The sequence below is a fragment of the Cupriavidus gilardii genome (genome assembly GCF_013314895.1).
Classification (GTDB): domain Bacteria; phylum Pseudomonadota; class Gammaproteobacteria; order Burkholderiales; family Burkholderiaceae; genus Cupriavidus; species Cupriavidus gilardii_C.
Window position 1 is genome coordinate 1 of the sequence record NZ_JABTYE010000047.1, and the last position, 15,532, is coordinate 15,532.

Annotated in this window: 6 protein-coding genes; all 6 read left to right on the plus strand. The window is 64.4% G+C overall.

The window, feature by feature from the left end; genetic code table 11:
- Positions 1–363, plus strand: a 363-nt coding sequence (locus HTY53_RS24360; RefSeq protein ID WP_174109162.1) for a hypothetical protein, incomplete at its 5' end; no start/stop codon positions are given.
- Entirely contained in the window at positions 360–767 is a 408-nt protein-coding gene (locus HTY53_RS24365; protein WP_174109163.1) for a hypothetical protein, read from the plus strand. The genes HTY53_RS24360 and HTY53_RS24365, both read left to right, overlap by 4 nt.
- Positions 768–1,483: 716 nt before the next feature.
- Positions 1,484–3,631 (plus strand): filamentous hemagglutinin N-terminal domain-containing protein, encoded by a 2,148-nt coding sequence (locus HTY53_RS24370; protein WP_217435743.1) that lies wholly within the window; start codon positions 1,484–1,486, stop codon positions 3,629–3,631.
- Positions 3,632–3,665: 34 nt separating this feature from the next.
- Positions 3,666–5,420, plus strand: coding sequence for a ShlB/FhaC/HecB family hemolysin secretion/activation protein (locus HTY53_RS24375; protein ID WP_174109164.1), 1,755 nt, complete (start codon positions 3,666–3,668; stop codon positions 5,418–5,420).
- Positions 5,421–5,454: 34 nt separating this feature from the next.
- The gene (locus HTY53_RS24380; RefSeq protein ID WP_174109165.1) at positions 5,455–6,351 is read left to right on the plus strand and encodes a peptidylprolyl isomerase; all 897 of its coding nucleotides are present in this window, start codon (positions 5,455–5,457) and stop codon (positions 6,349–6,351) included.
- Positions 6,352–6,457: 106 nt separating this feature from the next.
- A partial coding sequence (locus HTY53_RS24385; RefSeq protein ID WP_174109166.1) for a two-partner secretion domain-containing protein occupies positions 6,458–15,532 on the plus strand: 9,075 nt, incomplete at its 3' end.

A 15,532-nucleotide genomic window follows, 5' to 3' on the forward strand; every position in this document is an offset into this window, starting at 1 on the left:
GGCGATGGGGTGATGTTTTCCTCGAGTGTGTTGGAGGAGTCCCGCCTTCAGTATGGTCAAGACTCTAGCCGTACCTGCCGTAAACGCCGCCATGCCGCCATGAAAATCAGGCACAGCATAAGGGCATTGATGATCCGTCGTTGGGAGGCGGAGCGAGGGTGGTACTTCGGGAAAAACTCCGGCGATGTGTTCGCCGTTCGCGCGACAGAATGCGATGCCTATTTTTCAGCTTACAAGGAAGAATGCTATCTCATGACCGCATTGATCTTTCCGGCAGGTTACAAGTGGCTGCTGGATCGAGCGATGGGTGGAGCAAATGTACATAGTTTGAAGCGGGCACGTTCGAAATGGAGGGGGATATGAAGCGCGCGCTAGATCCATTTGAACTGAAAGTGATGAGACTCGCCTTGCAAGGCGAAGCGGACTGGATTGCAGGCATGCGAGCTCAGATATCGCACCTCACTGTGTCCGAACGCCGCTCAACAGGCCGTGGCTTTATGACTGACTTTATCTGCGCAAAAGCGGCGAACCCGGTCAGCGTTCCGTGCGAGGATAACGGCCTCCCGGTAAAGCAGTATCCGCCCGCTATAAAAGCGAGGCGTGGCGAGCCGGTAGATGGCCTGGTCAGTTTTATCGTCTGGCTAGGGGAGGATGGGAGAATTTCCCAATTGGAGGCGTGTTCCTTAACGGACGATGAGTGGCCCGATGATCCATTCAGTAGCTTTTACGATTTTCAGGACGATAGCGGAAATGTAGTGGCGAATTAGCGCTTATGCTGTCTCTATTGAAAGAAATAGGCGTTACCCCCCCGCCACAGCTTGAATCTCTATTCAATGAAGGAGCTGGCTGTCTGTGTCATGAAATCGTGTAATTGGACAGGGATCCATGGATTCAAGTCACCCGGCGAATACTCACGCTTCTGCGTCTGGATTGAAGCGCAGATAGATGCCGGGTTGGTCGAACAGCTTCCAGTAAGGGAGCCGAGTAGCGACCTCATATTCGGGGTGTCAGAGCGTTGGTATCGCTGCAAGGCCTCTGGTGAGGTATGGCGGTTAGTCGCCCCCGAGGCCCCTTTCAGGGGATTCTGGGGAGAGCTCGTGTAGGGGCATGGGTGCCACCGGCCAACAGTCCGACGGAGCGATATTGCGCACGTGGGAGCGGCCGGTGGAATCACCAGTGCCACATTAATCGCCAGACTTCATAGGAACGGTGGATGCAAGCCGGCAAAGCTTAATGCGGCACAACGCGCCGCCTGGCCGGCAACGCAGCATCTGGAGCTGCCAGCGCCAATCGGCGCGTTGACACACGGCTGCTGAATAACCGCGCCGCCAAGCGCTCGCCCCAACTTCAGTGGGGTTCAGACCCTCCTCTCCCAGGTCGTAAACGCCGACAAGAGGTCGCCAATCCGGCGAAAGTTTGTTTCAAGGCGAACGCCAAAATAACGAGAGGAGCGCGCCCCGCGGCATCGGGCAGCGCGCCTGACATGGTCAATATCTACACCTGCTGCGGCAGCCCGGCTGTGCTGACCGCTGTCCTTTGTGCTGTCTGCGTATGGAGCGCTGGCGCGAGTTCGTCAGCCATTGCCGCCGGCATTGTGCCGGACGGGGGCACGGCCACCAGCGTCGCAATAGGGCCGAACGGCAGGGAGACGGTCAATATCGCGCCGGCGATAGCCGGGGTCTCGCAGAACACCTACTCGCGCTTCGATGTGGGCAGTGCCGGTGCCACGCTAAACAACGTCGGCATCAACGCGCGCACCATCGTCAACCAGGTCACCAGCACGAATCCCAGCTTGATCATGGGCGAGGTGGCGGTCGCCGGCCCGCGCGCGAACGTGGTACTGGCCAATCCGAACGGCATCACCGTCAACGGCGGTTCGTTCGTCAACGTAGGCCATCTGGCGCTGTCTACGGGACAGGTCAGCTTTACCGATGTGCAAATCGCGCCCGGAGTTCTTCAGCGCAACGTCAACCTCGACACCTCGGGCGGCAGTATCGTCGTGGGTCCACAGGGCCTCAGCGGCGCACTGATTGCGCTGGACCTGCTTGCGCGCAACATCACCGTGCAAGGGCCGGTGACCAATACCTTCTCGTCGCACACGGCGGTGACCCGGCTGACAGCGGGGATCAGCAAGGCCACCATCGACACCGGTCTCTCTCCGACCGATAACGGCCACGAGTGGCTGCAACTGTCGCCGCCCTCGCAACCTGGGACCGCCAGCCAGTATGCAATCGACATCACCGCGGCGGGCAGCCTGTCCAGCGGGCGTATCGAGCTGATCGTCACCGACAAAGGCCCCGGCGTACGCAGTGCCGGCGAACTGAATGCCACCTACGGCGACTTCGTGCTGACTTCGAACGGCAGCGTGCAGATCGCGAACAACAGCCTCACGGCAGCCAATGGCATCAGCGTCAATGCAAAGGACGCCGTCGAGTTCAGCCATGCGGACCTCCGTGCCAATGGTGCGGGCCTCACCGTTGCAGCCGCCGGCGATCTCGCGATCTCGGACAGCAGCGCGCTGGCCAACGGCGCGGTGGTGCTGGACGCGGCCTCCGTGAGCCTGCAGAACCGCGGCGCCGATTCCACCACGCTTGCCTCGGCAAGCAGCGGCGTGCTGATCGAGAGCGCAGGCGACATCGTCAATCTGAACAATCTCGTTCAAGGCAGCAAACGCATCGAGGGCAATGCCAAATCGGCCGGGGCGGTGACATTGATTGCCGGAGGCAACGTCATCAACCGCACCACGCAGGGCAGGCAGCTGGGCATCCTGTTCGGTCAGGCTGACGACGTATCGATATCTGCCGCGGGAGACATTACCAACCGCAATGCGCGCATCCTGTCGAACGGGAGGGTGGCGATCACTGGGGGCGGGGACTTCTCGAACGTCGTTGACCATATCGAAGGGGTCGCGAACGGTCAGGAGCTGACGTACTCGCGCCGGAGTCCGCGTTGGCTGGTGTTCTCGCGGCGCGAGAGCGGCATGACGGTGGATTACGGCTCGCTCGCCGACCCCGAGCGCCTCGCCTATGTGACCGCCGATGGCGGCGACGTCCGGATCGCCGCGCGTAACGTGCTGAATCGCGGCGGGTCCATTCTTTCGAACAACGGTGCTGTCGATATCGTCGCCACCGATACGCTTCGTACCGAAGCCATTTTTACCGGGCAGGCGTCGTTTCACCGCAGTTGCGTGTTCTTCTGCCGGTCCCGTGCTTCCAGCACCGTCCAGGCCTTTGGCGGAACGATTCAGGCGGGCAAGGATATCGCGCTGTCTGCAGGAACGCGGATCGACAACGTAGGCGGCACCGTGCTCGCCATTGGCGGCCTGCAACTCTCTGCACCGCGCGTCGTGGCGCAAGGCGTCACCGGCTATACGGCCTTCACCCGCGAAAACGACATGAAGGCATGGTTCGGCAACCGCTGGGCCACCATCTATCGAGCAGACAGCGGTGGACTGTTCCGTGCCGGCACAGGCAAGGTGACGATCGATGGCGTCGGCGAGATCGACGGTGGCGCCTTCATGGCGCCGGACGGTGTCAGCGCGACCGGCGGTATGGTGACGCTGCGCCTGCCCTACCGTACGCCTGTGACGCTGCAGAACCATCTCGGCCTCGTATCCTGGATCGGGTTGTGAGATGAAGCCGCTTCGTCGCCTGCTTTGCGCCGGCATGGCGCTGTTCGGTTCACCGATGGCATTCGCGCAGGGCGTGCCGCCGTTGCCGCCGGTCGGATTGCCGCCCATACGGGCCGAACAGGACCCGGCGCAGCGCCTGCTGCAGGATCAGAAGGCGCGGGAGCGTCAGCAGGAAGCCGAGCAGCCGCCTGCGCAGATTGCCGCGCCCGCATTGCCTTCTGCGCCGGACTTGCCGCCTGGCACCGATATCGAAGCGCTGCCTGATGTGGAACCGACCTTCGCCATCCGCGAGATCCGCTTCACCGGTGACCAGGTCCTGCCGGCGGACCGCATGGAGGCTATCGCGGCACCGTTCCTCGGCAAACGCCTGGGCCGCAATCGCGTCAATCTGTTGCTCAGGCGCCTGTCCGAAGCGTTCATCGCCGAAGGATTGATTACCACGCGCGCCTATCTCGGGCCGCAGAATCTGGCCTCCGGCGTGCTGACGGTGAATGTCATTGCCGGGAGGATCGCCGGATATACGCTCAATGGCACGCCGTTGCGTCCGGTTCCAGAAGGCGCCCGTTTGTTCGATACCGTTGGCGGCGGACTGGTGACGGATGCCGGCACCGCATGGGCATTCCCGGCCAGCCCGGGAGACGTGCTGCGCCTTCCCGACGTCGAACAGGGCGTCGACCAGATCAACCGCTTGCGGCGCAATCAGGCCGCGCTGCAAATCCTGCCCGGCCAGTCGCCCGGCGAGTCGGTGGTGGCCGTCACGAATCGCTATGGCGATCGGATCTACTACGACATCGGCTTCGACAACTACGGCGGAACGCAGACCGGTAAGCAGCGCTATCGGTTTGGCGCGGAGGCCGGCAACCTCATCGGCCTGCAGGAATCGATCGGCCTGAACTTCATCGGCACGCGCGACAGCAATGCGCTGGTGATGTCCAGCGCGGTGCCGATCGGTTATCAGACCTTCAGTTACACCACGTCGGTCTCCGAGTACCAGCAGACCATCGGCGATATCGCCTTGCTCCAGGGGCGAAGCTTCAGCCAGATCTTTGGTTGGAACTCGGTACTGACACGCTCGCGTGCCGGCCGTACCAGCTTCGACCTGACGCTGACGAAGACGCGATCCGAACGCAGCGTCAATGGCATCGACCTGTCTCCGCAGCGGTTGACCGTGGTACGTGCAGCCCTGAATGGGCTGGTGCGATTTGCCGCGATGGGACAGCCCGCCACGTCTACCTATGACGTCGGCGTGTCGCGCGGCCTGCGCTGGCTGTCCGCGGTCGCGGATGCGGACGGCATCGGCCGGGACGAAGCGCACAACCAGTTCACCAAGCTCGATGCGACGGCGACGCTCCAGGCGACGCTGGGCTCGATCGCGGGCGCATCGCTCGGCTATCGAGGGCTGGCGCGCATGCAATACAGCGACGTTGCGCTATTCGGTACGCAGCAGATCTTCCTCGGCGGCATGAGCTCCGTGCGCGGCTTCAACGAAGGCGGGATTGCCGGGGACAGCGGCTTTTACGTGCGCAACGAACTGGCGTGGCAAAACGCGCCGGCTTGGCAAGACGCTCGGATCGAGCCGTACGTCTTCCTCGACGGCGGCAAGGCGCATCTGGTGGCCCAAGGCGGCTGGCCCACGCTGATGGGGGCCGGCCTTGGCGTCCGGGCCCAGTGGAAGATCCGCCAACAGGTCCTCTCCGCCGAAGTGCTGCTGGGCCGTGCCCTGATTCAACCCGCCTTGCTAGGCGAAAAGGCCACCGTATTGCTGGCCACATTCAATTGGTCGATCTAGGTCGAAGACATCAAGGAATCAAAGGAATCGCGTCATGAAGAACTTCAAGGACCCGCTGAAATCGTCCCTCGCAAGCCTGACCATCGCCGTGCTTGCCGCCGCCACGCCGATGGCTCACGCCGCAAATAAATCGGCCCCCGACACCCGGGTTGCCGGGAAGACTGCGGGGGAAGGCCCGCTGCCCGCTGGGGTGGCCGCCCGCGTCAACGGTGTTCCCATTCCGGAGGAACAGCTGCAGCAAGCCATCAAGGCGCTCAATGCTCCGGAGACGCCTACGTTGCGTGAATCGGTCAAGAACCAGCTGATCGCCCGCGAGCTGTTCCGCCAGGCCGCGGAGAAGCGCAACTACGACGTCCGGCCCGGCGTGAAGGCCGCAATGGAGCAAGCCAAGACCACGGCGATGATGCAGGAGTACCTGCGCGATGCGGTCAAGCCGCAGCCCGTCAGCGAGAGCGACGTGCGCGCGAAGTTCGACACCATTGTCGCGACGCTCGGCGAGTTCGAGCTCAAGCCCAGTGCCATCGTGGTGAAGGACGCGGCGACGGCTCAGACCGTGCTCGAGCAGCTGCGAAAGGGAACCGATTTCGCGCAATTGGCGCGCCAGTACGGGCAGGGGCCCTCGGCCGCGCAGGGCGGTGCGCTGAATTGGGTGTCGTTCAAGCTGCCGCTGCAGGAAGGTAATACACAGAACTGGCCAATGCCGCTCGCGCAAGCGCTGACGCAATTGCCGGAGGGCGGTGTGTCGCCGAACCCGGTCCAATTGGGCGACAGCTTCTGGATTCTGCGCGTCGACGCCAAGCGCCCGACGCAGATTCCTCCGTATGACCAGATCAAGACGCCGCTGCGCGCTCAGCTGGAGCAACTGGCGCTGCAGAAGGCGACCGAACAGGTCGTGGTCGAGTTGATGAAGAGCGCCCGCATTCAGCAGTAGTCACGCAACACCGTTTCAAATGCACCGCCCTGTGTCGGGACAGGGCGCCGGCTGGCGAAAAGTCCGGCCGTAGGCAAGGCAAACAATAAGAAGCGCAGACATAGCGATGAACAAGCGTAATCGGGTCGTCTTCGGTCAACTGGAACAGGGAGCGGTGGCGCGCGACGTCGCACGCGACGGCGTGGCATTGCACGAGCGTAGCAGCGAGACGCCTGCCACCGGCCATCGTTTGTGGCAGCGCGTTCTCGCTGGTGGCGTCGCCGTGCTGACATGGCTGACACCGTTCTCCATTTCGCTGGAACAGGATCGCCGCGCCGCTGGTGCGCTGAATGCTGGCCAGCGCGCCTTGACCGACGAGATGTGGGAGGGGCTGCGCGCGCTCACCGCGCTCCAGGTCCGCTTTGAACTGCAGGCCGCGCATGCCACGCCGATCGTCGACCCGAACGCGCCGATCGTCTTCCGTCCCACCATCACGCAGACCACCGGCGCAGGCGGCGGCGTGCCGGTCGTCAACATTGCGGCCCCGAACGCCGCGGGCATTTCGGTCAATCAATACCAGCAGTTCAACGTCGACCCCGTCGGCCTGATCCTGAACAACAGCCTGATGGGCGGCACGTCGCTCACCGGGGGCCAACTCGAGGCCAACCCGAACCTGGGCAACCGTACGGCCAGCACGATCCTGAACGAGGTGACCTCGACCGGCACAGGCTATGCCACCTATCTCCGTGGCCCGCTGGAAGTCTTTGGCGCGCCGGCGAACGTCATCATTGCCAACCCCAATGGCATCGCCACGCAAGGCGTCGGATTTACCAATACGATCGGTGTGACGCTGTCCACCGGCCGGCCACAGTTCCTGTCGGCGCCCGGTGGTGGATTGACCGACTTTGCCAACGCTCGTGCGCTGGCGTTCGACGTCCGGGGCGGCCATATCCAGATCGAAGGCAATAGCGGCGTCAATGGCCCTGGTGCCGGGATCGAAGGTACGGTCGGGGCGATCGACCTGATCGGCGAGACCGTTGGCGTCAATGCACCGCTGTACGCGGGCAATCGCATCAACATCGTGGCCGGCCGGCAGCAGGTCGCCACGGCAAGCATCGGCGATACCGGCACGAGCTATGCGACCTCGGCCAATGGCGCTGCGAATACCGCCGCTGCCATCGTCGCGGCGAATGGCGGTGCCAACCGTGGCTATGCGGTCGACGCGACGGCCTTTGGTGCGATCACCGCCGGACAGATCCAGGTGATCGGCACCGCTGCCGGTATGGGTGTACGCATGGACGGCCAGCTGGCCGCCAACGCGGGCGATCTCGATATTTCTGCCAATGGCGATCTGACGTTGGCCGCCACCGCCGCACAACGGCAGGCAACGCTCAGGTCCGGCGGAAGCGTCGCGCTGAGCGGTACGCAGCTGGGCGTGGAAGGCTACGCGATCAGTGCCGACGGAGACGTGACGTCGAGCGGCACGCTGCAAGCGGGAAAGACCTTGGCGGTAGATGCGGGCCGCAATGCCCGGATCGCCGACGCGCAGGCCGGCGGCGACATGAATCTCTCGGCAGGCGGCAGTCTTCAGGCGGGGAAACTTCAAGGCGGCGGCGCGCTGTCGATGAAGGCGGTCGCCGGTGACCTTCACCTTTCGAACGAGACCACGGCGACAGGCGCTGTGATGCTCGACGCCGCCGGGGATGTCACCGTCGCGGCGCAGCTCGGTGCGGCGTCGGTCGCTGGCAAGGCGGGCCGCGACGTCAATATCGCCGCTGGCGGCACGGTGCTTGGCAAGGGTGGTACCACCATTGCAGCAGGGCGCAATGTCACGGCGGACGGCAAGGTCAGCACGGACGGTGATCTCGGCGTAGCGGCAGGACAGAACATCGTGGTGTCCGGCCAAGTCACGGCCGGAAAGCAGGCAACGTTGAGCTCGGCGGGCGATACCACCGTCTCCGGGTCGCTCGCCAGCGGGACAGCCACATCCGTGAACGCCGGCGGGAACATCGGCATCGAGGGTTCGATGCTCGCGGGCACCGATGCCGACCTGCGCGCTGGCAATGGGCTCGATGTGTCCGGTGTCCTGATTGCTCAGAAGCGCGGCACGCTTGAGGCCGGCCGCGATATCTCCGGCGCCGGTTCGGTCGCCTTTGGCGAAAGCGGTTCGCTGACCGCCGGCAACGACGTTGCTTTGAGTGGCAAGCTCCTTTCCAACGATCTGGCGATCCGCGCCGGCAACGGCGTCAGCGTCAAGGACGTGCAGGCGGGCGGCGCCCTCGATGTTGCCGCGCAGGGCCTCAACGGTGCAGGCGACATCGCACTGAATGGTAACGTAGCGTCGGTCGGCGGCGCGACATTGAGCGCGCAGCGGGACGTCGCCATCGGCGGATCGCTCGCCGGCGGCGCCGATGTCGCCATCGCGGCGGGCCGCAGTATCGGCGTCAGTGGCAATGTCGAGGCGATCAAGTCGCTCGCATTGTCCGCGACGACCGGCAATATCACCGCGAGCGGCGAGTTGACCGCGGGCGACAAGCTGACGGCCAATGCCGCGGGGAACATCGCGCTGAGCGGCGATACCAACGTCGTGGGCGATATGACGCTGAGCGCTGGTCACGACGTGCGGACGATCGGAAATACGTCTGCGAAGGGCGCCGGCCATATCACGGCGGGCAACGACGTAATTCTCGGCGGCACCAACGCGATTGCCGGCAATGCGACCATCGATGCCGGGCGTGATGCCAATATTGCGGGCACCTTGCAGGCGAAGGCCGTGGACATCGCCGGCGGCCGCTCGGTGTCGCTTGCCAACGTTCAGGCGAACGATAGCCTCGCTGTGCGTGCCAATGGAAATGCCGACGGCGGCGACATCACGATCGCCGGTACCGTGGAGGGCGCTGGCACCGGTACATTGGCTGCGGCGCGCGACATCGTTGTCGACGGCGCGTTGAAAACCGCGGGTGCGCTGACCACCGATGCGGGCCGGGATACTGTCATCGCCGGCAACCTGCAGTCAAACGGCAACGTCTCGCTGCAATCTCGCGGCGGCTCGCTGCGAAGCACCGGGGATATTCAGGCCGGCGGTGATCTGGCGATCGATTCGGCGCAGAACATCGCGCTGGGGCAGAAGTCCACGACGGCGCTCGGGCATACATCGCTGACCGCTGGCGCCGATATATCGCTCGATGGAAAACTCGTCGGCCAGGGTGACGGCACGCTCAAGGCTGGCGGCGCAATTGCCGGCGGCGGCGATACGGCCTTCGGGCTCGCGGCGAAGGTCAGCTCAGGCGGCGATACGAATCTGACCGGCTCGCTACGCGGAGGAACCGTTCGGGCTGAGGCCGGCGGCAACACCACGTTGCACGACGTGCAGGCGGGTTCGACGCTGACGCTTGCCTCAGGCCAGGACATGAGGCTGACTGGTGCCATCATTGGGGGCGAGGAGGTCAGCGCAACCGCGGCCGGCAATCTCATCGTCGATGGCGGCATGCAGTCGGTCACCGGCATGACGTTGAACTCGACCGGCGGTTCGGTATCCAGCAACGGCACCATTGCGAGCCAGGGCAGCCTCGATATTGGGGCCGGGACCGATATCCGACTCGGTGGCAATTCGACCGCGGGCGGGCAAACCAGGCTGTCTGCCGGCCAGGACGTCGTCATTTCGGGCGTGCTGCACGGGCAATCGGATGGCGCGGTGATGGCGGCGCGCGATGTCGCCGGCGCGGGAACCATTGCGTTCGGCAATGGAGCGACGGTCGCCGCGGGCCGCGACGTGGCGCAGGACGGGCTGATCCAGGGCCAGGCAGTACAAATCTTCGGCGGCAATGCCGTCAGCGTCCGCAATGTCGAATCGGCATCGACGCTCGACATCGAAGCGTTGGGCAACGGTGGAGCGGGAGACGTCCGTATCGCCGGCACGGCGGCGGCCAGCGGTGCCGCACGCATCGACGCGGCACATGACATCGCCGTGGACGGCAAGGTCGCCGCGGGCGGTGCCATCGTCATGGATGCACAGCGGCATGTCGATGTGGCGGGCGCCGTCGAGTCGGTCAGCAATCTGTCGGTGCTGGCGCGGCAGGGCAACCTGCACGCCACCGGCGGCTTGAACAGCGGCGGCACGCTCGACGCGATCGCTGGACAGGATCTGACAACCGGCGCGAGTACCACGGCAGTGGGCGCCATCGCGCTAACGGCCGGACGTGATGCCACCCTGAACGGTACCCTGGTTGGGTCGGCCCAGGGCACGATTCACGCCGGCCGCGACGTGCTGGGTGGCGGCACGCAATCGATGACGCAGGCGCTGAAGATCGCGGCAGACCGCAACATCGCCCTCACGGGGAACATGCAGGCCGATCGAATCGAGGCTATCGGCGGCAATAACGCCTCGCTGCATAACGTCGTGTCTTCGACCACGCTGACGCTTGCCGCCAACGGTAGTGCAGGCGAGGGCGATGCCGCGCTGACCGGCACGGTAGGCGTGCCAGGCGCCGTCAACGTGACCGGCCGCCGCGATGTCAACGTAGGCGGCGCACTGACGGCGGGTGCAACCACCCAGCTCGATGCGGGCCGCGACGTGACCGTGACCGGCTCGGTGCAGTCGGTTGACGATCTTGCGCTGCGGGCGGACACGGGCAGTGTCACCGTCTCCGGCAACGCGGTGACCAATGGTTCCTTGTCTGCTTCGGCTGGCCAGGACATCAACCTCGCAGGACAGGTATCGTCCGCCGACAAGCTGTCGGCGCATGCAGGGCGCGATATCGCCTTGACCGGTGCGATCGCGGGACAGCGCGATGGCGAACTCGTTGCAGGGCGCGATGTACGAGGCAACGGGACCGCGGCGTTTGCGAACGCTGCGACCGTGCAGGCCGGGCATGACACAGCGCTCACGGGCAGCCTGCAGGGCGCGACCGTCGCAGTAACGGCGGGCAACTCGGCCGGACTGGGCGCGGTCCAGGCTGTCAGCGGCGGGCTCACCGTCCATGCCAATGGCGCAGCTGGAGGCGGCGACATCGCGGCGACAGGCCCGATCACCGCGATCGGCGACGTTTCGCTGCAGGCTACGCGCGACATCTCCGCAGCGGGTGCCATCAATAGCGGAGCCGCCGGTACGCTGAGCGCGGGACGCAATGTCGCCGTCGCCGGGGATATCAACACAGTCGGGGACCTCTCGGTCACGGCACGAGATGGACGCGTCGACGTCGCCGGCATTGCGACCCAGGGCGACCTGACGCTGTCTGCCGGCTCCGATCTGCGCGCTACCGGTGCGGTGGCATCGGCTGGTTCCACCGAAATCCGGGCCGCTCGTGACATCGCCCTTGATGGCGGTATTGCGGGGCAAGGCGCGGGCACGATCAGCGCGGGCGGCAACCTTTCCGCCGCGGCTGCCGCGCTCGGCACGCAGGCCACGCTCACCGCTGGCCGGGATCTGACCGTTACAGGTTCCACCGCCACCAACGGCGCGCTGACCGCGACCGCGGGTAACAGCCTGTCACTCGGCGACGCGCAGGCAGGCGACACCATTCGCCTGACAGCCAACGGAACCAGCGGTGGCGGCGACGTTACCGTGGGCGGTTTCACTGTGTCGGGCGGCTCGACGACCGTCACGGCAGCGCGCGATGCCGCGCTCAATGGAGGCGTACTGAGCTATGACGCGGTGACGGCCACTGCCGGCAGAAACCTGACCGTCGGCGGGCCGCTCAGTGCCAACGCCGATGCAACCCTGACAGCCACCACGGGAAATCTCTCCGTGACTGGCGACACCACGGTCGTTGGCAATCTGAACGCCAGGTCCGGCGCCAATCTCGCGCTCGCGGGTGGTCTGATCAATGGCGACACGACGCTGTCGTCGGGCAATGGCATGACGCTGACCGGCGCGCTGCTCGGACTGGGCAGCGCAACCATCGACGCTGGCGGCAATGTTGTCGGCGGCGGCGCGCTCAGCTTTGCCGAGGATATCGGCATTCGTTCGGGCGGCGCCATCGCGCTCGGCAGTATCGAAGGGGCCGGCAAGCTGACGGCAACCGCCGCCGGCGATGCGGCATTCGGCAAGACCACGGTGGTCGGCGATATTGCGGTCGCCTCGTCAGCGGGCAGCGCAACGTTCGCCGGACCCGTGGCGACCGGCGGGAATCTGACCATTCAGGCAGCACGTGATGTGACCACCGGCAATCTGTCCGCGATGGGAGCGGTGAATGTCACGGGATCGGGCGGCAATGTCAGCGTGGCAGGCATCTCGGCCAATGGCGATGCCACGGTGCGGGCCGGCCAGACGCTTGCGCTGACCGGCAGCAGCACCGTCGCGGGGCAGGTGGATCTGGCTGGACGCGACGTCATGTTGTCCGGCTCGCTCGATGGCTCGAAGAACGTCAAGGTCGCCGCGCAGCAGACGTTGGATGCTGGCCGCATGCAGGTCGTCTCCGCCGGCAATACCACGCTGAGCGGCAACCATGTCGTTGTCGGCAATGCCATCGTGGGCGGCTCGCTGGACGCGCGCGCGACCGATCAACTTGCCGTCACCGGACAACAAGTGCTGGTGGTGGGCGGGGCATCGCTTAATGGTGGCAACGGCGTCACCAACTCCGGCAACGTATTGTCCGGCGGCAATCTGACCGTTTCCGGCGGGAACGTGGTCAATAACGCGGGCGCTTCGCTCGCCTCGACCAGCACCACCACGATTCAAGGCGGCAGCTTGACCAATGCCGGCGTGGTGAACGGCAATACCACGCAGGTCTCGGTGGCCGGCGGCTTGACCAACAGCGGTTCGCTGATGGGTCTGAACGCGCTCAACATCACGGCCGCTTCGCTGAACAATGGCGGCGGCCTGCTCTTTGCGGGCAATCCGAACGTGGCGAATGGCGCCACGGGAGACATGTCGCTGACCCTGACCGGCGGCGATGGCTCCTTCTACAACGGCTACGGCCATATCCTGGCCCAACGCGATCTGGGCATCTCGGCCGCCAACATGGCGTTCGATCCCTCGCAAGGCACCATCAGCCAGGCCGGCCAGCTTCGCATCAATGCCGGGTCGATTTATGTCTCCGGGACGTGGAACACCGGCGGCCAGGGCGTCTATGCCAATGGCTACAACGGCTTCACCAACGCCGGCCGTATCGACGGCACGGCGCCGATGACGCTGGCCACGGGCGGCATGTTCACCAACACCGGTCAGATCAGTGCAGGCGATCTGACCATCAACGGCACGATCAACAACGCGCTCGACGCTGTCATTCATTCGAACAGCAACCTCACGCTCAATGGTTCGGCGACGAACCGGGGCACCGTGGAGGCGCAAGGAACGATTGCTGTCAACGGCGGCTGGTATGACAACCAGCTGGGCGTCACGCAGGCGGCGGGGGACATTCGCTTCAATCTGGGCGGCGATCTGCAGAATACCGGCGGGATGATCACGGCCGGCCGCGACATTTCGATCCAGGCGAATCGGGTGATCAACGATCAGACGGCACCGACTGGCCAGACTACTACGACGACGCGGGTCGATGATCGGCAGTTGTTGCTTTCGAATGTGATCGGCAGCGTTACAGTGGGCCACTACCGTGATCAAGAAAGCAGTGAAATCGTTGAATCGACTAAAACGGTGACACTGGGCGACCTGCTCGCGCCTATGGGTGCGAACGCAAATACGGCAGACAGGGTGGCATTCGAGTTGACGCGGATCGCGATTGGGGTGACGACCGACGACAACAACTCGACGATCTACGGAGACGGTTGGAAGGTTGCGCCATCGTTGAGGGCGGCGTTGCCGACTGTCTTGCTGCCCGAGGTCTATCAGACCACCACGACGCAACAGCCCGGCACGTCAGGCGTTATTTCGGCCGGTGGCTCCATTTCCATGGTCGCCAACGAGCTTTCGAATCGCGGTGGCCAAATATCGGCGATTGGCGGTGTCCAGCTGAACATCCAATCGCTCGCCAATGGCGCTGTGGCGCCAACGATGGTCAATCAATCGATCAGAACGGTCGATCAGGGCCAACTTACCGCCTTCCTGAACGCGTTGAATGAGTTGGGTCGTATCGCCTATTCGGGCGATTTTGATTCCTATTCTGGTACCCCTCCGCTGTACAACTTCAACTTGCAAGCCCCCGCGGCAACGTCGACCGGCACCCTCACTTCGTCGATGCCGCTCGGCCTGATCGCCGCCGGCAGCGACCTGACCATCAGCGGCGGCAATCTGGTCAATGAAGGCATCCTGTACGCCGGCAACAACGTCGTTATCAATGCGCAGAGCCTGACGAACCAGGGCGGTACCCGCCAGGACTTCTCCACGCAGGTTGGCTGCGCGGCCGGCGTGCCAGATACCTCCTGCGGTACAGCCGGTCGCCCGCGTGGCAACGATCCGAACACGACGACCTTCAGCTATCACGAGCAGAATGCGTCGATCTACGCCGGCAATGACCTCGTCATTGCGGCGGGCCAGACCAGCAACACCTACGGCAACCTGATCGCCGGCCACGACATCGTGATTGGTGGCGTCGGCTCGACGGCAGGATCCACCACGCCGGCAAAAAGCCTGACCAACAACTCCGGCAACATCGTCGCCGGCAACAATATCGAGCTCAATGTTGAGGGCGCGATTACCAATACGTTGCCGCCGCCGGTCACGGTGCACGAGAACTACGGCAAGAAGGAGCAGTACGCCGGCTGCATGACGGCGGGCGGCTACAAGGAGAGCTACTGCGAAGGCTATGTCGACTACCAGGCCGGTAGCTCCTCGGTCATCTCGGCCGGAAACAAGCTGAACATCAATGCGGGTTCGCTGACCAACGTCGGCAGCCTGATCTCCGCCGGTGCGAATGCGGTGATCAATGTCGCTGGCCCGGTGGTCAACAACGCGCAGACGCTGAACGCCTACTGGCATTCCCATTGGGTCCAGAGGACCGGCATGTTCCGCAGCGACAAGCGCCACGATGTGTGGGCTTGCGGCTCGGCGGAGCAATGCGCGCAACTGTATGGCAGCGCGTATACCGCTACGGGCGGCACCATCAATCCGCCCACACCGGTGGGCAATATCGCCGCGACCATCCAGGCACCGAATCTCTCGATTACCTCTGGCGGTCAGATCCAGAACGTCGGCAACGTGATCGGGACGGAGGTGTCGCTGACCGGCCTCAAGCTGATCAACGGCATCACCACGGCCAATACCTACACGCCGCGCGTCAACGCGCCGTCGCAGGTGATCTCGCTC